Annotated in this window: 25 protein-coding genes; 14 read left to right on the top strand and 11 right to left on the bottom strand. The window is 72.0% G+C overall.

The window, feature by feature from the left end:
* The first annotated feature begins 290 nt into the window (after positions 1-290).
* The 4 genes from ACZ5WG_RS02275 to ACZ5WG_RS02260 all read left to right on the top strand — a co-directional run bounded on the left by ACZ5WG_RS02275 (position 291) and on the right by ACZ5WG_RS02260 (position 3,749).
* Positions 291-1,493 carry an NAD(P)-dependent malic enzyme gene (locus ACZ5WG_RS02275; protein WP_030291341.1) on the top strand — a complete coding sequence of 401 codons (1,203 nt, stop codon included), beginning with the start codon at positions 291-293 and terminating at the stop codon, positions 1,491-1,493.
* Positions 1,494-1,950: 457 nt separating this feature from the next.
* A complete protein-coding gene (locus ACZ5WG_RS02270; protein WP_053691791.1) occupies positions 1,951-2,913 on the top strand; it encodes a zinc-binding dehydrogenase in 963 nt (320 codons plus the stop codon).
* 66 nt (positions 2,914-2,979) lie between these two features.
* Positions 2,980-3,189, top strand: a complete 210-nt coding sequence (locus tag ACZ5WG_RS02265; RefSeq protein WP_008741547.1) for a helix-turn-helix domain-containing protein — start codon at positions 2,980-2,982, stop codon at positions 3,187-3,189.
* The gene (locus tag ACZ5WG_RS02260; protein WP_468719985.1) at positions 3,189-3,749 is read left to right on the top strand and encodes a Clp protease N-terminal domain-containing protein; all 561 of its coding nucleotides are present in this window, start codon (positions 3,189-3,191) and stop codon (positions 3,747-3,749) included. The genes ACZ5WG_RS02265 and ACZ5WG_RS02260 overlap by 1 nt, the downstream gene beginning before the upstream one ends.
* Positions 3,750-3,782: 33 nt before the next feature.
* Here the strand turns inward: ACZ5WG_RS02260 and ACZ5WG_RS02255 are convergent, their stop codons facing one another.
* The 4 genes from ACZ5WG_RS02255 to ACZ5WG_RS02240 form a co-directional block, all read right to left on the bottom strand.
* Positions 3,783-4,745: a PadR family transcriptional regulator gene (locus ACZ5WG_RS02255; RefSeq protein WP_468719984.1), complete on the bottom strand. Its 963-nt coding sequence runs from the start codon at positions 4,743-4,745 to the stop codon at positions 3,783-3,785.
* Position 4,746: 1 nt separating this feature from the next.
* Entirely contained in the window at positions 4,747-5,661 is a 915-nt protein-coding gene (locus ACZ5WG_RS02250; protein WP_468719982.1) for a DUF4097 family beta strand repeat-containing protein, read from the bottom strand.
* An 84-nt stretch (positions 5,662-5,745) separates the two neighbouring features.
* A complete protein-coding gene (locus ACZ5WG_RS02245; protein ID WP_468719981.1) occupies positions 5,746-6,087 on the bottom strand; it encodes a hypothetical protein in 342 nt (113 codons plus the stop codon).
* A gap of 769 nt (positions 6,088-6,856) precedes the next feature.
* A complete protein-coding gene (locus ACZ5WG_RS02240; protein ID WP_468719980.1) occupies positions 6,857-7,789 on the bottom strand; it encodes a LysR family transcriptional regulator in 933 nt (310 codons plus the stop codon).
* 206 nt (positions 7,790-7,995) lie between these two features.
* Here ACZ5WG_RS02240 and snpA point away from each other — a divergent pair, with 206 nt between their 5' ends.
* Positions 7,996-8,673, top strand: a complete 678-nt coding sequence (gene snpA / locus ACZ5WG_RS02235) for a snapalysin (RefSeq protein ID WP_468719979.1) — start codon at positions 7,996-7,998, stop codon at positions 8,671-8,673.
* Between the two features lie 58 nt (positions 8,674-8,731).
* On the opposite strand, the gene ACZ5WG_RS02230 is transcribed toward snpA, so the two are convergent.
* The 4 genes from ACZ5WG_RS02230 to ACZ5WG_RS02215 form a co-directional block, all read right to left on the bottom strand.
* Positions 8,732-8,962, bottom strand: coding sequence for a hypothetical protein (locus ACZ5WG_RS02230; RefSeq protein WP_468719977.1), 231 nt, complete (start codon positions 8,960-8,962; stop codon positions 8,732-8,734).
* A 104-nt stretch (positions 8,963-9,066) separates the two neighbouring features.
* Positions 9,067-9,690 carry a GNAT family N-acetyltransferase gene (locus tag ACZ5WG_RS02225; protein ID WP_468719975.1) on the bottom strand — a complete coding sequence of 208 codons (624 nt, stop codon included), beginning with the start codon at positions 9,688-9,690 and terminating at the stop codon, positions 9,067-9,069.
* Positions 9,691-9,835: 145 nt separating this feature from the next.
* Entirely contained in the window at positions 9,836-10,888 is a 1,053-nt protein-coding gene (locus ACZ5WG_RS02220) for a family 2 encapsulin nanocompartment cargo protein polyprenyl transferase (RefSeq protein ID WP_468719974.1), read from the bottom strand.
* Positions 10,889-10,929: 41 nt separating this feature from the next.
* The gene (locus tag ACZ5WG_RS02215) at positions 10,930-12,336 is read right to left on the bottom strand and encodes a family 2B encapsulin nanocompartment shell protein (protein WP_468719973.1); all 1,407 of its coding nucleotides are present in this window, start codon (positions 12,334-12,336) and stop codon (positions 10,930-10,932) included.
* A 228-nt stretch (positions 12,337-12,564) separates the two neighbouring features.
* On the opposite strand from ACZ5WG_RS02215, the gene ACZ5WG_RS02210 reads away from it, so the two are divergent.
* From ACZ5WG_RS02210 to ACZ5WG_RS02195, 4 genes are all read left to right on the top strand, one after another.
* Positions 12,565-13,044 carry an RrF2 family transcriptional regulator gene (locus ACZ5WG_RS02210; RefSeq protein ID WP_468719972.1) on the top strand — a complete coding sequence of 160 codons (480 nt, stop codon included), beginning with the start codon at positions 12,565-12,567 and terminating at the stop codon, positions 13,042-13,044.
* A gap of 120 nt (positions 13,045-13,164) precedes the next feature.
* The gene (locus ACZ5WG_RS02205; protein WP_468719971.1) at positions 13,165-14,376 is read left to right on the top strand and encodes a globin domain-containing protein; all 1,212 of its coding nucleotides are present in this window, start codon (positions 13,165-13,167) and stop codon (positions 14,374-14,376) included.
* 152 nt (positions 14,377-14,528) lie between these two features.
* Positions 14,529-15,119, top strand: a complete 591-nt coding sequence (locus ACZ5WG_RS02200; protein WP_468719969.1) for an N-acetylmuramoyl-L-alanine amidase — start codon at positions 14,529-14,531, stop codon at positions 15,117-15,119.
* Between the two features lie 97 nt (positions 15,120-15,216).
* Positions 15,217-16,131: a 1-aminocyclopropane-1-carboxylate deaminase/D-cysteine desulfhydrase gene (locus ACZ5WG_RS02195; protein WP_468719968.1), complete on the top strand. Its 915-nt coding sequence runs from the start codon at positions 15,217-15,219 to the stop codon at positions 16,129-16,131.
* 78 nt (positions 16,132-16,209) lie between these two features.
* Here the strand turns inward: ACZ5WG_RS02195 and ACZ5WG_RS02190 are convergent, their stop codons facing one another.
* Positions 16,210-17,787 carry a Na+/H+ antiporter gene (locus ACZ5WG_RS02190; protein ID WP_468719967.1) on the bottom strand — a complete coding sequence of 526 codons (1,578 nt, stop codon included), beginning with the start codon at positions 17,785-17,787 and terminating at the stop codon, positions 16,210-16,212.
* A gap of 75 nt (positions 17,788-17,862) precedes the next feature.
* Between ACZ5WG_RS02190 and ACZ5WG_RS02185 the strand changes: the two genes are divergently transcribed.
* From ACZ5WG_RS02185 to ACZ5WG_RS02175, 3 genes are all read left to right on the top strand, one after another.
* The gene (locus ACZ5WG_RS02185; RefSeq protein WP_468719965.1) at positions 17,863-18,123 is read left to right on the top strand and encodes a UBP-type zinc finger domain-containing protein; all 261 of its coding nucleotides are present in this window, start codon (positions 17,863-17,865) and stop codon (positions 18,121-18,123) included.
* Positions 18,124-18,327: 204 nt separating this feature from the next.
* Entirely contained in the window at positions 18,328-18,741 is a 414-nt protein-coding gene (locus ACZ5WG_RS02180; protein WP_030291315.1) for an ATP-binding protein, read from the top strand.
* Positions 18,742-18,752: 11 nt separating this feature from the next.
* The gene (locus ACZ5WG_RS02175; RefSeq protein ID WP_468720500.1) at positions 18,753-19,769 is read left to right on the top strand and encodes an RNA polymerase sigma factor SigF; all 1,017 of its coding nucleotides are present in this window, start codon (positions 18,753-18,755) and stop codon (positions 19,767-19,769) included.
* 42 nt (positions 19,770-19,811) lie between these two features.
* Here the strand turns inward: ACZ5WG_RS02175 and ACZ5WG_RS02170 are convergent, their stop codons facing one another.
* Positions 19,812-20,249 (bottom strand): hypothetical protein, encoded by a 438-nt coding sequence (locus tag ACZ5WG_RS02170; RefSeq protein WP_468719964.1) that lies wholly within the window; start codon positions 20,247-20,249, stop codon positions 19,812-19,814.
* An 84-nt stretch (positions 20,250-20,333) separates the two neighbouring features.
* Between ACZ5WG_RS02170 and ACZ5WG_RS02165 the strand changes: the two genes are divergently transcribed.
* Complete coding sequence (locus tag ACZ5WG_RS02165; protein WP_468719962.1) at positions 20,334-21,299, top strand: diacylglycerol/lipid kinase family protein; 966 nt, start codon at positions 20,334-20,336, stop codon at positions 21,297-21,299.
* A 322-nt stretch (positions 21,300-21,621) separates the two neighbouring features.
* On the top strand, positions 21,622-21,879 hold the full coding sequence (locus ACZ5WG_RS02160; protein ID WP_004937597.1) for a WhiB family transcriptional regulator: 258 nt from the start codon (positions 21,622-21,624) through the stop codon (positions 21,877-21,879).
* A 159-nt stretch (positions 21,880-22,038) separates the two neighbouring features.
* Here ACZ5WG_RS02160 and ACZ5WG_RS02155 read toward each other — a convergent pair whose 3' ends face one another.
* Positions 22,039-23,508, bottom strand: coding sequence for a sensor histidine kinase (locus tag ACZ5WG_RS02155; protein ID WP_468720498.1), 1,470 nt, complete (start codon positions 23,506-23,508; stop codon positions 22,039-22,041).
* Between the last annotated feature and the right edge of the window lie 300 nt (positions 23,509-23,808).

The raw sequence follows: 23,808 nt of genomic DNA, 5'->3' as shown, positions 1-23,808 counted from the left end.
GGTCCGTCTCGCCCATCGGACACAGGTGTTTGGACCTTTCGCCAAAAACAGGACAAGAGGTCTGCAGTCGAGCTGGAATCGACTCGTCTGGGTGAGCGTTCTTCGGGTACAACGGATCCTTACACCCCTCATCCGGGGCTCAGGGCGCGCGTGCGGCGCGCCCGCGCGTACGAACCTCCCCTTCGCGGAGACGGGCCAACCGTCGATGCGGAGTACGGACGCGGTGCCCGCCCACCCCTTAACCAGGTGTGGTCACCCTCAACGATTCAAAGACTTAAGGGGCCAAGAAAGTGGCAGCGGAGATCGTCAATCCTCGCAGCGACAGCGCGACGGACAACAACCCGGACGCGGTGTTCGCGCTGCACCGGGGCGGCAAGATGGCCATCCAGGCCACGGTGCCGGTCCAGAACAAGGACGACCTGTCCCTCGCGTACACGCCCGGCGTGGCAAAGGTCTGCAGCGCCATCGCAGAGCAGCCCGAGCTGGTGAACGAGTACACCTGGAAGTCCAACGTGGTCGCCGTCGTCACCGACGGTACGGCCGTGCTCGGACTCGGTGACATCGGTCCCGAGGCCTCCCTCCCCGTGATGGAGGGCAAGGCCATCCTGTTCAAGCAGTTCGGTGGTGTGGACGCGGTGCCGATCGCGCTCGCCACCAAGGACACGGACGAGATCATCGAGACGGTCATCCGCCTCGCGCCGTCCTTCGGCGGGGTCAACCTGGAGGACATCTCCGCCCCCCGCTGCTTCGAGATCGAGCGCCGGCTCCAGGAAGCCCTGGACATCCCGATCTTCCACGACGACCAGCACGGCACGGCGATCGTGACCCTGGCCGCCCTGCGCAACGCCGCGAAGCTGACCGGGCGCACGCTCGGCGACCTGCGCGCCGTGATCTCGGGTGCGGGCGCGGCGGGCATCGCCATCGCCAAGATCCTCGTGGACGCGGGCATCGGCGACGTGTGCGTCACCGACCGCAAGGGCGTCGTCTCCGCGGACCGCTCGGACCTGACGGACGTCAAGGCGGAGATCGCGGGCCTGACCAACAAGACCGGCCAGACCGGCTCGCTGGAAGCGGCCCTGAACGGCGCGGACGTGTTCATCGGCGTCTCCGGCGGCACGGTGCCCGAGGAGGCGGTGGCCTCGATGGCGAAGGACGCCTTCGTCTTCGCCATGGCCAACCCGAACCCGGAGGTCCACCCGGACGTCGCGCACAAGTACGCGGCGGTCGTGGCCACGGGCCGCTCGGACTTCCCGAACCAGATCAACAACGTGCTGGCGTTCCCGGGCATCTTCGCGGGCGCCCTGAAGGTCCGCGCCAGCCGGATCACCGAGGGCATGAAGATCGCCGCCGCCGACGCCATCGCCGGTGTCGTCGGTGACGAGCTCGCCGCCGACTACGTGATCCCGTCGCCGTTCGACGCGCGCGTCGCCGAGGCCGTTGCGGCCGCGGTCGCCGCGGCCGCCAAGGCCGACGGCGTGGCCCGCCTGGTCTGACCCGGCAGCAGAAGCGCGGAAGAGGGGCCCGGCCGGATGTTCATCCGGCCGGGCCCCTCTTCCGTTGGGCACACCCTCCCCGCCCCCGAACCGGGAGGGGATGCTCCGCCTCAGCGCCTCGTCGAAGCTGACGCTCCGTCAATGAGAATGCGGCCACAAGGTGGCAGGCTCATGACGAGCCGGGCGGCATGGCGTGAATATTACCGCCACCTGAGGCTTGATTCTTACGCTCCGCTTCCAACTCCCGGTCACACAAGACCGCACGTGGCGCGCTTAGTTGAGTGCGCAACGAACGATTCCGCTCGCCCCCCGGACGGCCCAGCACAGACGCAGGAACACCCCCGTCCGGTTCCCGCCGACGGCCACCGGTCCGTACGGGCGGCCGTGCGACGAAGGCCTCACCCACAGAGCCCCGACAGGGCTGGTCCACCGCGCTACCGGGCGGTAGCGTCGCGGCATGTTCGCTGCCTACGCCGCCCGAATCGACCGTGACCAGCCGCTGAGCGGCCTTGTGCTGGGCGAGCGCCCGGCCCCCGAGGCCCGCCCCGGCTGGGTGACCGTGAACGTCAAGGCCGCCTCCCTCAACCACCACGACCTGTGGTCGCTGCGCGGGGTCGGCCTCGGCGAGGACAAACTCCCGATGATCCTCGGCTGCGACGCCGCCGGCATCGACCAGGACGGCAACGAGGTCGTCCTGCACTCCGTGATCGGCCAGAGCGGCCACGGAGTCGGCCCCGACGAACCGCGCTCGATCCTGACCGAGCGTTACCAGGGCACCTTCGCGGAGCAGGTGACCGTCCCCGCCTGGAACGTGCTGCGCAAGCCCGCCGAGCTGTCGTTCGAGGAGGCCGCCTGCCTGCCGACGGCGTGGCTGACGGCGTACCGGATGCTGTTCACGAACGCGGGCGTGCGACCCGGCGACTCGGTACTGGTGCAGGGCGCCGGCGGCGGGGTCGCGACGGCCGCGATCGTCCTCGGCAAGGCGGCGGGCCTGCGGGTCTTCGCCACCAGCCGGGACGAGGCCAAGCGCAAGCGGGCGGTGGAGCTGGGCGCGGTGGAGGCGTACGAGCCGGGGGCGCGGCTCCCACAGCGGGTGGACGCGGTGATCGAGACGGTCGGCGCGGCCACCTGGTCGCACTCGGTCAAGTCCCTGCGTCCGGGCGGCACCCTGGTCATCTCGGGCGCCACGAGCGGGGACCGCCCGGCGCACGCCGAGCTGACCCGGATCTTCTTCCTGGAGCTCAAGGTGGTCGGCTCGACGATGGGATCGAAGGACGAGCTGGAGGACCTCCTCGCGTTCTGCGCGGCGACCGGGGTGCGTCCGGTGATCGACGAGGTCCTGCCGCTCGACCGGGCGCGGGAGGGCTTCGAGAAGCTGGAGGCCGGAGACCTGTTCGGGAAGATCGTCCTGACGGTCTAGCCGGGGACCCTCCCGCCGCGTCAACGGTGGTTGACATCGCATGCCTGTCAATCTAAATTGACAGGCATGACAGAAGCAACCGATCTCGCCGAGCGGGCCGGGGACCGCGACCCGCGCGTGGGCCTGCGCGCCGTGGCCGCGCTCCGGAGGCTGCTGGAGCAGCTGGAGGCCGTACAGGTACGCAGCGCCCGTGCACAGGGGTGGTCCTGGCAGGAGATCGCGGCCGAACTGGGCGTCAGCCGTCAGGCCGTACACAAGAAGCACGGGAGGGTCTGATGTTCGAACGCTTCACGCAGGACGCCCGGGACACCGTGACGGGCGCCGCGGGCGAGGCTCGCCGGGCCGGCGCCGCCACCGTCACCGAGGAGCACCTGCTCCTGGCCCTGCTGGACCGGGGCGCACTGGACCCGCTGGGCGTGGACCGCGCCGCGGTGACGGCCGACCTCGCCGCGGCCCGCCGCCGGGGCGGCATGTCCCGGGCGGACGAGGAGGCCCTCGCGGGCCTCGGCATCGACCTCACCGAGATCGTCTCCCGGGTCGAGGAGACCCACGGCGAGGGCGCACTGGCCTCGGCGGCCCCGCGGCGCCGGACCCTGGGTTCCTCGCTCCGCTCCGCACTGGGCCGCCCTGAACCGGAGAGCCGCCACGTCCCCTTCGCCCAGGGCGCGAAGAAGGCCCTGGAGCAGTCCCTGCGCATCGCGCTGGGCCGGCGCGACCGTCACATCGCCACCCTGCACCTGTTGCTCGCGCTGCTCTCCCGCCCAGGCACGGCCGCCGAGGTCCTGGCGGACCACGGCGTCACGTACGCGGCGGCCGAGGCGGGCCTGGCGGCCTGATCCGCGATCGGATCCCCCAGGCCGATCCGCGACCTATCGCGACGGCCGGAGCGTCTCCGCGAGGCGGTCCGCCGCCGCCGCGAGGTGGGCCCGGGCCTCGGCCAGCCCGGCCGGGGTGACGCCGTGGTCGCGGGCCGCGTCGCGGACGTCGTCGCGGAAGCGGTCCAGCAGGCGGTCCAGGTCGCGGGCCGGGTCGCCGGTGGGGGCGAGGTCCTCGGCCCAGTGCGGGTCCGCCGCCGGGGCGCCGGTGCTGCCCGCGCCGGCGCCCGTACTGCCCGTACTGCCCGTGCCGCCCGCGCTGCTCGTGCCCTCCGTACCGGCGCCGCCCGTACCGCTCGCGCCGCCCGCGCTTCCGCCGAGCCAGGTGCCGGCCAGATTGCCCAGCACCCCGCCGGACTTCGCGAACTGCTCCTGCAGCTGGCCCGCGATGCGCATGACCTCCTCGCGCGCCCGCTCCTGCGCCTCCTTGGCCTGGCGGCGGGCCTGCTGTGCCTCCTCGCGGGCCCGGCGGCTCTCGTCCTTCGCCCGGCGCGCCTGCTCCTTCCACTCCTGCCTGGCCTTGCGCAGCTCCTCCTTGGCCGCCGCCCAGGACGCGTCCTCGACCGGGGTCGCCGTCGCAGAGGCCGCGGCCCGCATCTCGCGCCGCAGGGCACCCGCCGCGCCCCGCACGTCGTCACGGATCTCGGCGGCCAGCTCGGAGACCGAGTCGCGGATCTCCAGCTCCAGGTCGGCGAGTTCACCGCCGCGGTCGGCCAGTTCGGCGCGGCCCGCCTCGGTGATGGAGTACACCTTGCGCCCGCCTTCGGTGGCGTGCGTGACCAGGCCCTCGGCCTCCAGCTTGGCCAGCCGGGGGTAGACCGTGCCCGCGGAGGGCGCGTACAGGCCCTGGAAACGCTCCTCCAGCAGCCGGATCACCTCGTAGCCGTGACGCGGAGCCTCGTCCAGCAGCTTGAGCAGGTAGAGGCGGAGGCGGCCGTGGGCGAAGACGGGCGGCATGTCAGAGCACCTTCTTGTCGAGCACGAGGGGGGCGGCCGGGGCGTCGGCGGCCGGGCGGCGCAGCAGGGCGATGGAGCCCGAGACGGTCGTGGCCCGCAGGGTGCCGGTGCCGGCGCCGAGCGTGCCGGTGATCCTCTTGGCGGCGAACTGGCCGGAGACGAGCAGGTCCTCGAAGGCGTTGGAGACGCCGCCGGTGGCCGTGTTGGCCTCCACCCGCGCGTCTGCCGGGTGCGGAAGGCGGATCGCGACCTGCCCGGACACGGAGTTGAGAGAGATGTCCACCGGCCGCGGATCGGCCGCGTCGAGGGCCAGGTCGATGAGCATGTCACCGCTGACGGAGTCGGCGCGTACGGTGCCGCCGGCGCCGTCGACCACGGTCAGGCCGCCGGAGACGGAGTGGAAGCCGAGCCCGCCGGTCAGGGACTGGGCCTCGACGCTGCCGGAGACGGTCTTCGCGTTGGCCTTGCCGGACAGGCCGACCAGCGTGACGTCGCCGGAGACCCCGTGGACGTCGGTGTCGGCTCCGATGCCGGAGACGACGGAGGTGGCGCTGACCGTAGCCAGCTGCACGTGGGTGGCGGCGGGGACGGTGAGGGTGACGGTGGCCCTGCGCTCCCAGGCCTTGCGGCCCTTGCCGGAGCGGGACCAGGCCTTCCAGGGCTTGCCCTCGAACCACTTCTTGAGGTCCTGGGAACCGTTCCAGGGCAGGTCTTCGTAGGACACGGTGAGGGTGCCGCCCTCCTGGACGACGTACAGCGGCGGTCCGTCGACGGCGGCCACCTCGAGGCGGGCCGGACCCTCGTCGGCGACGACGTTCACCGTGCCGCCGACGAGGCGGACGCGGAGCTCGGTCACCGGCTCCTCGAAGGTGAGCTTCTGCGGTTCGGCGACCGACCACGTCTTCTGCTCTGCCATGGTGCTGATCCTCCTCGGCGTACGGACACGGCACGCAACATATCGCGTCTTCTGGATAACACGATATATCGCGGATGCCCGAAGTCAAGCCTGCTTCGGAGCTCGGGTCCGCTCCATGTCGAGGAGGTGGCCCGCGCCGTCGACGACGTACTCCTCCACGTCGGGCACGTTCGAGCGAAGGAACTCGGCGACTTCGACCCACAGCGGCCGGGTGTCGCCGCCGAGGGCCGGTGCCGCGTGCACCGGGCGGGAATCCTGCGCCTGCGGGCTCGCTGCGCGGCCGCCGAGCAGCAGGTGCTCCTCGCCTTCGACGAGCCGCGTCCCCACGTACGGCGAGAGCCGGGCCGGCCGCTGGCGGAGCCGGGCCGCATCCGGCTGCGGCGCGGGGATCCGACCGGTGCGGAAGCGGCGCTGCTCGCCGCCCACCGCCTCGGCCGGGACCCCGGGCCCGGGCTCTCACTCGTCCGGCTCGCCGACGGCGGCGTCGGCGCGGCGGCCGCCACGATCCGGGAGGCATTGATCCGGCATCTGCCGGTTCCGCCGAAGGAGCTTCCCCCCACCACCGGGCTGCGCCGGGCGCCGCTGCCGGCCGCGCAGGCCGAGATCGCCGTGGCCGGCGCGGACCTGGAGACGGCGCGGGAGGCGGCCCGCGAGCTCGAGGAAGTGGCCGACCGCTTCGCGAGCAGCGCGCTCAGCGCCTCGCACGGCAGGCGCGCGGTGCGGTCCTGCTCGCGACGGGCGACGCGGTCGGCGCGTCTGCGCTGCTCGCCGATGCCGTCCGCTCCTGGAGCGAGGCCGGGGCGCCGTACGAGGCGGCCCAGTGCCGGATCCGGCCGGCGGACGCCCACCGCGCCCTCGGTCACCGCCCGGCCGAGACCCTCGAGCGGGAAGCAGCGCGCATCGAGTGCGAGCGGACCGCCGGACACGTTCGCCCGGGAAGGGGACCACTGGAGGGTCGTCTTCGACGGCAGGTGCATGAACATCCGCGACAGCAAGGGCATGCACCATCTCGCCCGCCTGCTCGCCGTGCCGGGACGGGAGTTCCACGTCCTCGACATCGAGGAGGCCCGGTCCGACAACGACAACGACATCGGCAGGCGGGCGGGCGGGCGGGCGGGCGCAAGCTTCCCCGTGGTCCGCTTGACGCGCAGGGGCGCAGGGGGCGCAGGGGCGCAGGTCTCCCCGCCACCGGCGGCTACGCCGCCAGGAGGGGGCTGGCGTGGTGGTGGAGCCAGGCCCGGTACGGCGGCGTGCGGAGGGCGGCTTCGCGGTAGGCCGCCCGGAGGTCCTCGAAGACCTCGGCATGCGCACCGGGCCGCGTGGCCAGCAGCAGCCGCACCGCCAGGGGGTCGCCGGACAGCGGCCGTATCGCCATGTCGTCGCGCGGCCCGGAGGTCGGCTGGCAGGGGGCCACCGCCTCGCCGGAGACGATCAGCGAGGTCGCGGTGTGGTAGTCGGCGTGCAGGACGGGCGGGTCCAGTCCGGCGCCGGCGAACACCCGCCGCAGGCCGTCCCATTCACCGTCCACGGAGGGGTCGACCGTCCACCGGTCGGCCGCCAGGTCCTGTAACTCCACCACCGGCCGGCGGGCCGCCGGATGGTCCCGGGACATCGACACGAACTGCGGCTCCCGCTCCATCAGGACCCGTAGCTCCAGCCCGGCCGGAACCCGCAGCGGGCTGCCCTCCACCTCGTGGACGAACGCCACGTCCAGCTGCCCCGAAGCCACCATCCTCAGCAGGGCGTTGGCGGACACGTCCACCACCAGCGAGGTCTCGAAGTCCGGCATCCGGCGGTGGATCCGGCGCAGCCACCCCGGGATCGCGCGGCTGGCGGTGGAGCCGATGTTCAGCCGCGGCCCGCGGGCCAGCGCCCGGGCCTCGGCCACGAGCGCGGCCATCTCGGCCAGCAGCGGGCGGGCCCGTCCCAGGACCGCGCGGCCGAACGGGGTGGGCCGGCAACCGGTGCGCTCACGCAGGAACAGCTCGCCGTCCAGGGCGCGTTCGATGCGGCGCAGCTGGGTCGTCAGGGAGGGCTGGCTCACGCCGAGCTGCCGCGCGGCTTTGTGCAGACTGCCGGCGTCGGCAATGGCGCACAGTGCGCGCAGGTGCCTCACCTCGAGCTCCATGACCCGAGAGTAGGCCGGTCCCGGCGGACCGCACCAGCCACTGATACCCCACCGAATCCCGCCATTCTCACGGAAGTTGACCTTCCGAAATCTCCCCGATAGGCCGGCGCTATCGGTGGCTGACATCATCCGCCGGCCGTTCCCGCTCCCGCAGACTCCGGTACCGAACGACCCACCCCCCACCGGATCGAGTAGGAGCCCCCCACATGCGCCACTCCCGTATGTCCCGAAAGGCCGTACTGGCCACCACCGTCGGCCTCGGCCTCGCGGCCGCCCTCGGCGTGGTCCCCACCGCCAGCGCCGCCTCCGCCCCCGCCCCCGCCCCCGCCGGCAATGCCGCCAGCTACGCCGCGTACGAGCACTCGCAGGAGAACCAGGACGCCAACCGCGCCTTCTTCGAGGCCGTGCAGCGCTCGGTCGCCGAGCAGCGCGCCGCGAACCCGGGCGTCCTCGCGGTGACCGTCACCTACAACACGCGCAACGCGCCCAGCTTCCGCAGCCAGATATCCCGCTCCACGCAGATATGGAACAGCTCGGTCTCGAACGTGAAGCTGCAGGAGGTCTCCTCCGGCGGGAACTTCTCGTACTACGAGGGCAACGACTCGCGCGGTTCGTACGCGAGCACGGACGGCCACGGCCGGGGCTACATCTTCCTCGACTACCGGCAGAACCAGCAGTACAACTCCACCCGGGTGACCGCGCACGAGACCGGCCACGTGCTGGGGCTGCCGGACCACTACTCGGGCCCCTGCTCCGAGCTGATGTCGGGCGGCGGCCCGGGCACCTCGTGCCAGAACGCCAACCCGAACAGCGCGGAGCGCTCGCGCGTGGACCAGCTGTGGCGCAACGGGCTGGCCGCATCGGGGCTGGGCACCAAGAGCTAGGGCGCCGGGAGCCGGGGAACCAGGGGCCGGGGCGCGGGGAAGCGAGGGATTCGCAGAGCTAGTGCAGCTTCCCCACCTCGGGTACGTACTCCGCGCACTCCGGGTTCCGGCAGGGACCCGGCACCCACTCCGGAATGAAGATCCCCAACGACTTGCGCCGCCGGACGACGGTGTCGACGGGGCGCCCGCAGACCGGGCACGCGAGCTGTTCGTGCGCGGTCTGCGGGGCCACGGCCTCCGGCGGATGCGGGTGGCGCCGATCCTGCTGTTTGTGCTGTTCGCCGGCCATACCTCCACGGTAGGCCGGTTCTGCGCGTTCGGCCGGTTTCAGCGCTTGCGGGGCGTTCGCCGCGACGCCGAAATCGCCCGGGCGGAGCACTGCGCATGCAGTGGTCAGTCCGTACGGGACGAGGTCGTCCCCTGCGGCTTGCGCCACATCGGCCACATCAGCGGCCCCTGCGGCAGCTGCACCGCCGCGCCCGTGAACTCCCAGCCGAGCCGCTCGTACAGGCCCTTGCTGCGCTCGCTGCTCGCCTCCAGGTACGCGGGCACGCCCTCCCGGTCGCAGCGCTCGAGCACCGGCCGCATCAGCTCGGTCCCGAGCCCCTCGCCCTGCCGGCCCGGGGCGACCGCGATCATCAGCAGGTACTCGTGCTCCTCGGCGGTCGGGTGCACCGCGCCCGTCAGCCTGCCGACCAGCTCGCACCGCTCGTTGTCGGGGTCGGCGACCGCGCGCATCCTCGCCGGGACGTCGTCCTCGGCGGCTTCCCCCTCCGGATCCCCGGCCGGGATCCGCAGCCACAGCGCCGCCGCCGAGCCGTCCACCGCGTAGTCGATCCGGCCCTCGGCCAGCGCCACGTCCACGAAGACGCCCAGGAACCTGCCGTGCACCGCGGCCCGGTGCTCCGGATCCGGGAAGACCCAGCTGCTCACCGGGTCGGTGCGGAAGGCCTCGTCGAGCAGCCGCGCCACCGCGTCCCGGTCCGACTGATCCGCCTGACGTATCTCCAGCGCCACTGGTCACACCCTTCGCTCACGTTTCAACTGCCGCGGGCGATCCTAGAGTTGGCCCGGAACAGCGGAAAGCCCCGTTCCGGCACGATGCAGTGCCGGAACAGGGCTTGCGCACGGGCTCGGGTACGGCCTTCTCCGCGCTACGGGCTCACCGCGTACGCCGCGTGACGAACTCCGCCAGCGCCAGCAGCCCGCCCGCCGCCCCGAGGTCCGGCACGGCCCGGGACAGCAGCTGCACCGCCCGGCCCATCCGGTCCGCGGCATGGGCCTGCGCCCAGTCGCGCCCGCCGGCCCGGTCCACCGCGTCGGCCGCCTTCCGCACGTCGTCCTCGGCCATGGGACCCGCGTACAGGGCCGCCAGCTCCTCGCCGGCCGCGGTGCCCGAGGTGAGGGCGGCCACGACCGGGAGGGACTTCTTGCGGGCGATCAGATCGGCCCCGGCGGGTTTGCCGGTGTGCCCCGGATCCCCCCAGATGCCGATCAGGTCGTCGATCAGCTGGAAGGCCAGCCCGGCCTCCCGCCCGAAGGCGTCCATCGCGTCGACCTCGTCCGGCCCGGCGCCCGCGTAGAGCGCGCCGAGCGCACAGGCGCAGCCCAGCAGGGCTCCGGTCTTGGCCGTCGCCATGGTCAGGCACTCGTCGAGCGAGACGTACGGCCGCTGCTCGAAGGCGCAGTCCGCCTGCTGGCCGGCGCACAGCTCGATGACACAGGCCGCGAGCCGCGCCGAGGCCCGCGCCGAGGCGGGGTGCGGATCCTCCGCCAGCAGCCGCAGCGCGAGCGCCATCATGGCGTCGCCGGTGATGATCGCGTCCGGTAGCCCGAAGACGGTCCAGGCCGTGGGCCGGCCCCGGCGCTTCGTGTCCTTGTCGATGACGTCGTCGTGCAGCAGCGTGAAGTTGTGCGCGAGCTCCACGGCCACCGCCGCCCGTACCGCGCTTTCGGCCGTCTTGGCGTCCGGGCCCCGCAGGGCCTGGGCCGCGGCGAGCACGAGGGCGGGGCGGATGGCCTTGCCGGCGTTGCCCGCGGCCGGGGTGCCGTCCGCGTGCTCCCAGCCGAAGTGGTACATCGCCACGCGCCGCATCGCCCCCGGGAGGTTCTCGACGGTGCGGCGCAGTTCCGGGTTGACCGTTTCTCTTGTCCGCTCCAGCAGGGCCGCGGCCTCCTGCCCCTCGCCGGTCGTGATCGCCTCAGTGGTCCCCATGGCGTGTCCTCGATCCCCGGTTGTGCTGCTCGGCCGGCCGCTCAGCGCCAGCGGGCGATCTCGACGTTCTCCAGGATGCCGAGCGCGTCCGGCACGAGCACCGCGGCGGAGAAGTAGGCGGTGACCAGGTACGAGATGATCGCCTGCTCGCTGATGCCCATGAAGCGCACCGACATGCTCGGCTCGATCTCGTCCGGGATCCCCGGCTGGTGGAGGCCGATGACGCCGGACTCGTCCTCGCCGGTGCGCATGCAGAGGATGGACGTGGTGCGGGCGTCGCTGATCGGGATCTTGTTGGACGGGAAGATCGGCACCCCGCGCCAGGACGGCACCCGGTGCCCGTCGACGTCGATCGACTCCGGGTACAGGCCGCGCTTGTTGCATTCGCGGCCGAAGGCGGCGATGGCCTTGGGGTGGGCGAGGAACAGCTTGGAGCCGCGCCGCATGCTGAGCAGCTGGTCCATGTCGTCGGGGCTGGGCCCGCCGTCGTGCGGCTGGATGCGCTGGTCGTAGTCGGCGTTGTGGAGCAGGCCGAAGTCGCGGTTGTTGAGCATCTCGTGCTCCTGGCGCTCGCGCAGCGCCTCGACCGTGAGCCGCAACTGCTGCTCGGTCTGGTTCATCGGCTGGTTGTAGAGGTCGGCGACGCGCGTGTGCACCCGCAGGACCGTTTGTGCAATGGAGAGTTCGTACTCGCGCGGCTTGGCCTCGTAGTCCACGAAGGTGCCGGGGAGGACGGCCTCGCCCCGGTGGCCGGCGGAGAGGTCGATCGCGGCCTCGCCGTACTTGTTGGTGCGCTGGGCCGGCAGGGACCGCTGGGCCTCCACGTGCGCGCGCAGCGAGTCGACCCGGTCGGCGAGGAGCTGGAAGTCCTGGCGGGACAGGACGAGCGCGGTGCCGGAGGTGGCGGCGCGGGCGGTGTACTCCCAGATCGCCTCCTCGTCGACGAGGGAGTCCTCACCGAAGTAGGCGCCGTCCGCGACGGTCCGCAGGACCGCGTCCTCGCCGTACGGGCCGGGGCCGACCTGGTCGATGCGTCCATGGGCGAGCAGGAACACCTGGTCGGAGGCGCTCCCGAAGGAGGTCAGTTCCTGGCCCGCCTCGAAGTCGACCTGCCGGCACCGCTGGGCGAGCTCGGAGAGCACGTCCAGGTCCTCGTAGGTGCGCAGCAGCGGGAGCTCGCCGAGCTCGGCCGGGATGACCTGGACCTGGGTCCCGGTCTTGATGAACTCCACGCGTCCGTCGCCGACCGAGTAGCTCAGCCGCCGGTTCACCCGGTACGTGCCGCCCTGGACGGACACCCACGGGAGCATCTTCAGGAGCCACCGCGAGGTGATCTCCTGCATCTGCGGGGCGGACTTGGTCGTGGTTGCCAAGTTCCGCGCGGCCGATGTCGCAAGACTCCGCTGTGGTGTCTGGACCTCGGGTTCGGAACCTGCCTGGACCGACATGTGTTTCCCTTTCGATCACTCCATGGATCTGCGGGATGCAGCCTTCCAGTACGGAACGTGGTGGGACCATTACACAAAAGGGTGGGACTACTCCGTCCGGGCGTGGGCACTCTTTGGAGTTCACCTCCTTCACTCGAGACCTCTCTCATCCCACCGGTTCCAGCCATCCGGCCCCTCGGAGCGCCTGTTTAATTTGCATCCAGGATGCGAGTTTTCTAGGGTGAGGCCATGCGGCTGACCCGATTCACCGACCTGGCGCTGCGCGTCCTGATGCGCCTGGCGGTTGCGGAGGCGGACCTCCCGACCACGCGCGACGTGGCGGCGACCATGGAGGTCCCCTACACGCACACGGCGAAGGTGGTCGCCAGGCTGCAGCACCTCGGCCTGGTCGAGGCGCGGCGCGGCCGCGGCGGCGGGCTCGTCCTGACCGCCGCCGGGCGGGCCGCCTCGGTGGGCGGGGTGGTCCGCGAACTGGAGGGTGCGGGCGACGTCGTGGACTGCGACGGCACCACCCCCTGCCCGTTGCGCGGGGCCTGCGTCCTGCGGGGCGCACTGCGCCGGGCCCAGGAGGCCTTCTTCGCCGCACTGGACCCGCTGACGGTGAACGACCTGGTCGCGGCGCCCACCGGCCCGCTGCTGCTGGGCATTGCGGGCGGCCCGCCGGGGCGGACCGGAACCCCGGCCGGAACCCCGGCCGGAAGCCGCTGAGCCGGGGCCGGATGGCCGGTTCCCACCGCGGGACACCAGCGGCCCGAACGGGTGTACCCGTACCCAAAAATACGCATCTCACATACCAATTTACCGAGAACGACCGACGAGGAGCTCCGGATGCTGTCCGAGAAGTCGACCGAGACCGTACGCGCCACCCTGCCCGCCGTCGGCGCGGCCATCGGCGACATCGCGGAGCTCTTCTACGCGAAGCTGTTCGCGGCCCACCCCGAGCTGCTGCGCGACCTGTTCAACCGCGGCAACCAGAACGCCGGCCTCCAGAAGCAGGCCCTCGCCGGCTCCGTCGCGGCCTTCGCGACCCACCTCGTCGCCCACCCGGACACCCGCCCCGACGTGATGCTTCACCGCATCGCGCACAAGCACGCCTCCCTCGGCGTCACCCGCGAGCAGTACCCGGTCGTCCACCGCCACCTCTTCACGGCGATCGCCGAGGTCCTCGGCGAGGCGGTCACCCCGGACGTGGCCGAGGCCTGGGGCGAGGTCTACTGGCTGATGGCCAACGCCCTGACCGCCATCGAGGAGCGGCTCCACGCCGAGCAGCAGGTCCTCGCCGGCGACGTCTGGCGCACCTGGACGGTCGCCGCCCGCGTCGAGGAGACCACCGACTGCGCCACCTTCCACCTGACCCCGGCGGACGGCTCCCCGGCCCCCTCCTTCAAGCCCGGCCAGTACGTCTCGGTCCAGGTCGAACTGGCCGACGGGGCCCGCCAGATACGCCAGTACAGCCTCTCCGGCGCCCCCGGCGCCCCGGTCCGCTCGATCACCGTCAAGCGGGTCCACGGCCCGGCCGCCGCGGGCCCCGGGGGCGCAGGCCCCGACGGCGAGGTCTCGAACCACCTCCACGCCCGGATCACGGCCGGCGACACCCTGCGGGTCTCGGCCCCGTACGGCGACCTGGTCCTGCGCGACTCCGCGGCCCCGGTCCTGCTCGCCTCGGCCGGGATCGGCTGCACCCCGATGCTGTCGATGCTGGCGCACCTCGCCGACACCGGGCACGCGGCCCCGGTGACCGTCCTGCACGCCGACCGCTCCCCCGCCGACCACGCGCTGCGCAGCGACCACCGGGCGCTGACGCACAAGCTGCCCGACGCCTCGGCCCGCTTCTGGTACGAGGCCGACGCCGAGCCGGGCGACGGCGAGGGCCGACTCGACCTCTCGGACGTCCCGGTGGCCCCGGGCACCACGGCGTACCTGTGCGGGCCGCTCCCCTTCATGCGGGCCGTACGCGCGCAGCTGCTCGCCAGGGGGGTCTCCGCCGCGGACATCCACTACGAGGTGTTCGGACCGGACCTGTGGCTGGCGTCCGCGTAACTCCCGTGACGGGTGGGCCGGTCGGGACGAGTGTCCGGATCGGCTCGCTCACTGTACGAAGGCACTAGCCCGGAGGGGCGGCCTCCACTACACCGGAGTGCAACGAGGTGGACACGCAAGGTGACCACCGCGCACCCGGAGAGGAGGCGGCCATGTCCGCACCCATGTCCGCGGACCGGTTCATCCACGCACTGCGGGCCGAGGGTCTGACCGTCGTCGAGGTCGGCGCCTGGCGCACCCACAACCGCAACCACAAGGGCCCGTGGGGCCCGGTGAACGGGGTGATGATCCACCACACCGTCACGCACGGCACGAAGTTCACGGTCGAGCTCTGCCGCGACGGCGACGACGCCCTCCCCGGCCCGCTCTGCCACGGCGTGATCACCAAGGACGGCCGGGTCCACCTCGTCGGCTACGGCCGCGCCAACCACGCCGGACTGGGCGACTCCGACGTCCTGGCGGCGGTGATCGCGGAGAAGCGGCTCCCGCCGGACCGCCACGCGGACACCGACGGCAACCGGCACTTCTACGGCTTCGAGTGCGAAAACCTCGGCGACGGCGAAGACCCCTGGCCGGAGGTCCAACTCGACGCCATGGCCCGCGCGGCGGCAGCCGTCTGCCGCATCCACGGCTGGACCGAACGCTCGGTGATCGGCCACCTCGAATGGCAGCCCGGCAAACCCGACCCGAGGGGCTTTCGGATGGACGACTTCCGCGCCCGCGTAGGCGAACGCCTCAAATAGCCGGCCCACGACCGGCATCCCGCCGACCCTGCCCGCCCCCTGCGGGCAGGAAGTCGCCGATCCACCTGTGAGCAGGGGCACGGCGGACAATGGACGGGTGAAACGCTCCCCCGGCCCCGACCCCGCCGTCGTCCTGCAGCCCCGGCCGCCCTCCCCGCTGCTGGAGGTTCGTGACGAGAGGTTCGGGCAGTACGGGGTACGGCTGCTGCTGAAGCGGGACGACCTCGTACATCCCGAGCTGCCCGGCAACAAGTGGCGCAAGCTCGCGCCGAATCTGCGGGCCGCCGTCGAGGGGGGCTTCGCCGGGGTGGTGACCTTCGGCGGGGCGTACTCGAACCATCTGCGGGCCACCGCGGCGGCCGGGCGGCTGCTGGGGATGCCGACCGTCGGGATCGTCCGCGGGGACGAGCTCGCCGGCCGGCCCCTCAACGACTCCCTGGCCCGGTGCGCGGCGGACGGGATGCGGCTGCACTTCGTCACGCGCTCGGAGTACCGCAGCAAGGGCGAACCCGAGGTGCTGGCCCGGCTGCTGGCGGGGGCCGGCGCGGCCGGCTCGTACGTGGTCCCCGAGGGCGGCAGCAACGCCCTCGCCCTGCAGGGGTGTGCCGAGCTCGGGCGGGAGCTGCGCGGCATGTCCGACGTGGTCGCGGTGGCCTGCGGTACGGGCGGCACCCTGGCCGGCCTGGCGGCGGGGCTGGCCCCGGGCCAGCGGGCGCTGGGCGTTCCCGTCCTGGCGGGTGAGTTCCTCGGGGCGGAGATACGCTCCCTCCAGGAGGCGGCCTTCGGGGGCCCGGCCGGGCTCTGGAACCTGGCGGAGGGCTTCCACCACGGCGGCTACGCGCGCGTCCCGGCAGTACTGGACGAGTTCGCCGCCGACTTCGAGGAGCGGCACGGGTTTCCGGTGGAGCGGATCTACGTGGCCAAGCTGCTGTGGGCCCTGGCGTCCCTGACGGAGTCGGGCGCCTTCCCGCCGGGGACGGCCCTGACCGCCGTCGTCACGGGCCGCCCGTGACGGGGGACGTGCGGCGCCGGTACCGGCGGGCGGCCGGCGACAGGGCCACCCCGTAGCCCGCTCCCCCGTGCGCGGGGATCAGGCCGCGTCCTCGCGGTACGCCGCCGCTTCCTCCAGGTCCAGTCTGCGGAGCAGGCCCCGGAGCATCTCGTCGTCGATCCGGCGGTGGTCCCGGAGGGTCACGAACACCTCGCGTTCGGCCGCGATCATCTCCCGCGCGAGGCGCCGGTAGACGTCGTCCGCCGATTCGCCGGTGACCGGGTTGACCTCCCCCAGCCGCTCCCACACCGCGTTGCGCCGCCGTTCCATGACCGTGCGGAGCCGCTCCGCCAGCGGTGGCGGCAGCGCGTTCTCCGGCTCGGCCAGCAGCTCCGCCAGCCGGTCCTCCGCCGACCGCGAGGCCTCGCTCTGGGCCTGCGCCTCCGCCAGCGTTTCCGCGTGCAGGTCCCGCGGCGGCAGCCGCAGCAGCCGGATCAGCGGCGGCAGCGTCAGGCCCTGCACCACCAGCGTGCCGATCACCGTCGTGAAGGTCAGGAAGAGGATCAGGTTCCGGTGCGGCACGCTGATCGGGACCGAGAAGGCGATCGCCAGCGAGACCACCCCCCGCATCCCGGCCCAGCCCACGATCACGGGCGCCTTCCAGTTGGTGTCCGGCTCCCGGGCCCGGATCCGCTCCGACAGCCGCGGCACGAACGTCGCCGGGAACACCCACACGAAGCGGGCCACCACCACCGCCAGGAACACCGCCAGCGCGTACCAGGCCGCGTCCCAGCCCGCGTACTCCTCGAGCCCCTTCAGGACCACCGGCAGCTGGAGGCCGATCAGCGCGAAGACCACCGACTCGAGGATGAAGGCGACCATCTTCCACACCGCCTCCTCCTGGAGCCGGGTCGCGAAGTCGACCTGCCAGTTGCGGTGCCCGAGGTACAGCGCCACCACGACCACCGCCAGCACGCCCGAGGCGTGCACCCGCTCGGCCGCCGCGTACGCCACGAACGGGATCAGCAGCGACAGCGTGTTCTGGAGCAGCGGCTCCCGCAGCCGCTTGCGCAGGTGGTGGATCGGCACCATCAGCACCAGGCCCACCCCGACGCCCCCCACCGAGGCCAGCAGGAACTCCGCGATCCCGCCCGCCCAGCCGGCGCTCACCCCGACAGCCGCGGCCAGCGCCACCTTGTACGCGGTGATCGCGGTGGCGTCGTTCACCAGGGACTCGCCCTGCAGGATGGTCGTGATCCGGTTCGGCAGCCCGAGCTTGCGGGCGATCGCCGTCGCGGCCACCGCGTCGGGCGGCGCGATCACCGCGCCCAGCACCAGCGCCACCGGCAGCGACAGCCCCGGCACCACCAGGTACGCCGCGTACCCGACCGCGAGCGTCGCGAAGAGCACGTACCCGACCGACAGCAGCGCGACGGGCCGTACGTTCGCCCGCAGGTCCAGGTACGAGCTGTCCACCGCGGCCGTGTACAGCAGCGGCGGGAGCAGCAGCGGCAGCACGATGTGCGGGTCGAGGCCGTACGAGGGCACGCCCGGGACGTACGAGGCCATCAGGCCGGCGGCGACCAGCAGCAGGGGCGCGGGCACCCGGGTCCAGCGGGCGGCCCCCGCAACGATCGCGCTGCCCGCCACCAGCGCCACCAGCGGCAATACCTCCATCGAAGATCCACCCTCGCTCGTCGTCGCTGATCGGCATTCGTCCTGCGGCGCCCGCACGTCAGTACGCTGGCCATCATGAGCGAGTGCACCCACGTTGCCGAACTGCCGCGCCCCGAGCCCGTCCCGACTGCCCTGACCTGCCCCGAATGTCAGGCGCTCGGCAGCCATCCGGTGCAGTTGCGGATGTGCCTGGGGTGCGGGTACGTGGCGTGCTGCGACTCCTCGCCGCACCGGCACGCCACGGCGCACTATCAGAGCACCGGCCATCCGGTCATGCGAAGCTTCGAGCCGGGCGAGACGTGGCGGTGGTGTTTTGTCGACGGTTCGATCGTCTGAACCGGGGTAGGTCAACCCTCCGCCGGTTCCCCTGATTTGGGCCCGCAGACCCCTAGCCACTGTGCGTACCCATGGGCTTACCATCAGTCACTGGCCATGGGCGGGGGTGTCTGGAACGGGCGTCATCAGGGGTGCCGCGACACGATCGCCCGGATCGCGGTAGCGTCACCGGCGAACAGAGCTCGTACCACCTTGGAGGTGAGGGTGTCCCAGATCGCAGGCGAGCCCGGGACCCAGGACTTCGTGGAAGTCCGGCTGCCCGCTGCGGGTGCCTACCTGTCGGTGCTGCGGACGGCCACGGCCGGCCTCGCGGCACGTTTGGACTTCACCCTCGACGAGATCGAGGACCTCCGCATCGCGGTGGACGAGGCCTGCGCGATCCTGCTTCAGCAGGCCGTGCCGGGCTCCGTCCTCAGCTGCGTGTTCCGGCTGGTCGACGACTCGCTCGAGGTGACCGTCTCGGCGCCGACCACGGACGGACGTGCGCCCGAGCGCGACACGTTCGCCTGGACCGTCCTGTCGGCGCTGGCCGGCAAGGTCGAGTCCACCGTCGAGGAGGACAAGACGGTGAGCATCAGCCTCTACAAACAGCGCGGCGCGGGTCCAGGCCCGGCGTGAGCGGCGGGGAGATCCCGGTGCGGGGCGGGGATCGGCCCCGGGTACGGCACGAGGTCGACGGCGGCATCCCGGAGCAGCAGCACGCCCGGCCGCACCCGGCTGACGCGGATGCGGAAGACGGCTTTTTGGACTCGGCGGAGCGACGGGCGGGCCCTATGAGCGAGAACCAGCACGAAGAACCACAATCCTCACAGCCACCCGGGGCCGCTGCCCCGGACACGGAACCGGCACCGGCGCTGCCGGTGCTGCCGGTGTCCACGGCGCTGCCCGATCCGCGCGACCGCAGCGGGGCGCGGGCCCTGTTCATCGAGCTGCGGGCGCTGCCCGACGGCTCGGTGGAGAAGGCGGAGCTGCGCAACCGGCTCGTGCGGATGCACCTGCCGCTGGTCGAGCACCTCGCCCGGCGGTTCCGCAACCGCGGTGAGCCGCTGGACGACCTGACGCAGGTCGCCACGATCGGCCTGATCAAGTCGGTGGACCGGTTCGACCCGGACCGCGGGGTCGAGTTCTCCACGTACGCGACGCCCACCGTGGTCGGCGAGATCAAGCGGCACTTCCGCGACAAGGGCTGGGCCGTGCGCGTGCCGCGGCGCCTGCAGGAGCTGCGGCTCTCGCTGACCACGGCCACGGCGGAGCTGTCCCAGCAGCACGGCCGCTCCCCCACGGTCCACGAGCTCGCGGAACGGCTCGGGATCTCCGAGGAGGAGGTGCTGGAGGGACTGGAATCGGCCAATGCCTACAGCACGCTCTCGCTGGACGTCCCGGACACCGACGACGAGTCGCCGGCCGTCGCGGACACGCTGGGCGCGGAGGACGAGGCGCTGGAAGGCGTCGAGTACCGCGAGTCGCTCAAGCCGCTGCTGGAGGGGCTGCCTCCACGGGAGAAGCGGATCCTGCTGCTGCGGTTCTTCGGCAACATGACCCAGTCGCAGATCGCGCAGGAGGTCGGCATCTCGCAGATGCACGTCTCCCGCCTGCTGGCCCGCACCCTGGCCCAGCTGCGCGAGAAGCTCCTGGTCGAGGAGTAGGAGTACGGGTACGGGCCGCAGCGCTCGTGGAGCTCGTACGGGCTATCGGGTCTGCTCGCCGGGCCCGATTCCCAGCGCCTCGGTCGCCGTCGGGTTCACCAGCAGGGCCACGACGGCCACCGCGGCCACGGCCAGCGCCACGGCGGCGGCGATCATCGCCCCGCCCGTGGAGTACAGGGTCCACGCCACCGGCAGCGCCATCAGCTGGGTGATCAGCGCGGGCCCGCGGCTCCAGCGGCGGCCCAGGCTCAGCCCGCGCGCCGCGATCAAAGGCAGTGCGGCGAGCGCGAGCAGGGTGATCCCGCCCGTCTCGGCCTGCTGCGGGGAGTCGGGGTCGCCGGCGATGCCCACGAACAGCAGGTAGACGCCGAGGCCGGCCAGCGCCAGGCCCTCCAGGGCGGTCAGCGCGGCGGCGGCGGTGAGCCGTCCGGGCAGCGGGGCGGTCGGCTGGGCCGTGGCGGGGGTGGGCTTCGTACTCACCACAGCAGGGTAGCCGCGCGCCCGCGCCCCCGGAGGGGACGGGCAGTATGGGCCGCATATGAACGGGTCGGTAGGCTGGCGGTCATGCGTGCACTTCTCGTGGCCAACCCAGCAGCGACGACCACCAGTGCGCGCACGCGCGATGTCCTGACCCATGCCCTGGCCAGCGAGATGAAGCTGGAGGCGGTGACCACCGAGTACCGCGGGCACGCCCGGGACCTGGGCCGCACGGCGGCCGAGAACGGCATCGATCTCGTCGTGGCGCTCGGCGGCGACGGCACGGTCAACGAAGTGGTCAACGGGCTGCTGCACAACGGGCCGGATCCGGAGCGGCTGCCCCGGCTGGCGGTGGTCCCCGGCGGCTCGACCAATGTGTTCGCCCGCGCGCTCGGGCTGCCCAACGACGCGGTCGAGGCGACCGGTGCCCTGCTGGACGCACTGCGGGAACAGCGCGAGCGGACGGTGGGCCTCGGGCTGGCGGCCGGCACCCCGGGCACGGAGGACGAGTCGGTTCCGGCACGCTGGTTCACGTTCTGCGCGGGCTTCGGTTTCGACGCGGGGGTGGTGGGCCGCGTCGAGCAGCAGCGGGAGCGCGGCAAGCGTTCGACACACGCCCTGTACGTACGACAGCTGATGCGTCAGTTCTGGGACGACCCGAACCGCCGCCACGGCACGGTGACGCTGGAGCGCCCCGGCGCGGATCCCGTCACCGGCCTGGTGCTGTCGATAGTCTGCAACACCTCGCCGTGGACGTATCTGGGCAATCGCCCGCTTTACGCCTCTCCGGAGGCGTCGTTCGATACTGCGCTTGACGTATTGGCACTCAACCGTTTGTCAACTCCGGCCGTCGCCCGCTACGCAACACAGCTCCTGACCTCGACTCCTGAGCGGGGTCCGCAGGGCAAGCACGCAGTGTCTCTGCACGATCTGACCGACTTCACCTTGCATTCGAAGGTTCCCCTTCCGTTCCAGATGGACGGAGACCACCTCGGTCTGCGCACCAGCGTTCGGTTCACAGGCGTACGCCGTGCACTGCGTGTGATTGTGTGAGTAGAAGGGCCCAAAGTCCTTTCACTCGAACGTTTACACGCCGGTCCACCCTCACGATGTAGGGCTGTGACCTAGTAGACACCGACGAATCAAAAAAAACTTTCCGGAAGGGGTTGTATCCCCGTCCGAGGTTTGCGAATCTCTTCATGGCGATCGGGACAGCCCGCAGAACCCGGCACCCACACAGACCGCCAGAACCCCTCCACGAGTCCCTGACTGACCTTCCAGGAAACTGGCTGGTCGCCCTTCCCTCACGGGGGGATTCGTGAAAGCGTTCACATTCACAAGCAACCTGCCCGCAATACAAGGAGATGGAGCAGCCATGGACTGGCGTCACAACGCCGTTTGCCGCGAGGAAGACCCGGAACTCTTCTTCCCCATCGGCAACACCGGTCCTGCGCTGCTGCAGATCGAGGAAGCCAAGGCCGTCTGCCGCCGCTGCCCCGTCATGGAGCAGTGCCTGCAGTGGGCGCTCGAGTCCGGTCAGGACTCCGGCGTCTGGGGCGGTCTCAGCGAGGACGAGCGCCGCGCGATGAAGCGCCGCGCCGCTCGCAATCGGGCGCGCAACGCCACCGCCTGACATCGACTTTCGAGCCTCGAGCCGCAGCGCGTAGCAACACCTGACAAGCGCTCAGCAACGTGCTCTTGAGCCCCGGACCGAGAACCTTCGGTCCGGGGCTCAGTGCTGTCCGGGACACGCTTCGTCACACTGGGTGACGATCACCTTGCCGCTTCGCCGCTACTTCTGCGGGCTGACCGGCACGTCGAGGACGACCTTGGTGCCGCGCGGCTCGGCCCGGAGCATGTCGAACGTGCCGCCGAGCTCGCCCTCCACGAGGGTCCGTACGATCTGCAGCCCGAGGTTTCCGGCGCGCTGCGGGTCGAAGCCCTCGGGCAGACCGCAGCCGTCGTCGAGCACCGTGATCAGCAGCCGGCCGTCGGTACGGCCGGTGCCGGTGCGGGTCGCGGACACCTCCACCCGGCCGCCCTCCCCCTGGGTGAAGGCGTGCTCCAGGGCGTTCTGGAGGATCTCGGTCAGCACCATCGACAGCGGCGTGGCGACCTCCGCGTCCAGGATCCCGAACCGGCCGGTACGCCGGCACTCCACCTTGCCCGGCGAGATCTCGGCGACCATCGCGATGACACGGTCGGCGATCTCGTCGAACTCGACGCGCTCGTCCAGGTTCTGAGAGAGCGTCTCGTGCACGATCGCGATCGAACCGACACGGCGCACGGCTTCGTTGAGCGCCTCGCGGCCGCCCTCGGAATCCATCCGCCGGGCCTGCAGCCGCAGCAGTGCCGCCACGGTCTGCAGGTTGTTCTTCACCCGGTGGTGGATCTCCCGGATGGTCGCGTCCTTGGTGATCAATTCGCGTTCGCGACGGCGCAGTTCCGTGACGTCCCGGCACAGGACGAGGGAGCCGATCCGGGTGCCCTTCGGCTTGAGCGGGATGGCCCGCAGCTGGATGACCCCGCTGTTGCCCTCGATCTCGGTCTCGCGCGGGGCCCAGCCGCTGGCGAGCTTGACGATCGCCTCGTCCACCGGGCCGCGGGAGGGGGCGAGTTCGGCGGTGGTGGTGCCCAGGTGCTGGCCGACGAGGTCGGCGGCGAGGCCGAGCCGGTGGTAGGCGGAGAGCGCGTTCGGGGACGCGTACGTGACCACCCCGTCGGCGTCGAGCCGGATCAGGCCGTCCCCCGCCCGCGGGGAGGCGTCCATGTCCACCTGCTGGCCGGGGTACGGAAAGGTTCCGGCGGCGATCATCTGGGCCAGGTCGGAGGCGGACTGGAGGTAGGTGAGCTCCAGCCGGCTGGGTGTACGCACAGTGAGCAGGTTGGTGTTCCGGGCGATCACTCCGAGTACCCGGCCCTCGCGGCGCACCGGGATGGACTCGACGCGGACGGGCACCTCCTCGCGCCACTCCGGGTCGCCCTCGCGCACGATCCGGCCCTCGTCGAGCGCGGCGTCCAGCAGCGGGCGCCGGCCGCGCGGCACCAGGTGGCCGACCATGTCGTCCTGGTACGAGGTGGGGCCCGTGTTGGGGCGCATCTGTGCGACCGAGACGTACCGGGTGCCGTCGAGGGTGGGAACCCACAGCACGAGGTCGGCGAAGGAGAGGTCGGAGAGCAGCTGCCACTCCGAGACCAGCAGGTGGAGCCACTCCAGGTCGGTTTCACTGAGAGCGGTGTGCTGGCGTACGAGGTCGTTCATGGAGGGCACGTGGCGAGCGTACCCCGGGTAGAGGCCATGACTTTCCCCACGGCGACTACTCAGGAGTATCCAGGAGGGGCTCCGTCCGCGTACTGTTGGAGGAAGTGACGGGGTGGCAGAGCCCGTCATTGGATGGACAGAACAGAATGGTCTAGTCCACAATTGGCGTAAGCTTCCGCCCTCCCCGCACAGGAGGACGGATCGAGGTAAGCCGCGCGCTCTGCCCTGACTGCGCAGGCACCTCCCACCGGCCGCCGGGAACCGCACACCCGCCGGCCGTAAGTACTCCGGGCTACGGTG

This window comes from Streptomyces sp. NPDC032745 (assembly GCF_055579465.1).
The sequence above is the reverse complement of the archived record's forward strand: the minus strand, read 5'-3'. Positions and strand labels throughout refer to the sequence as shown.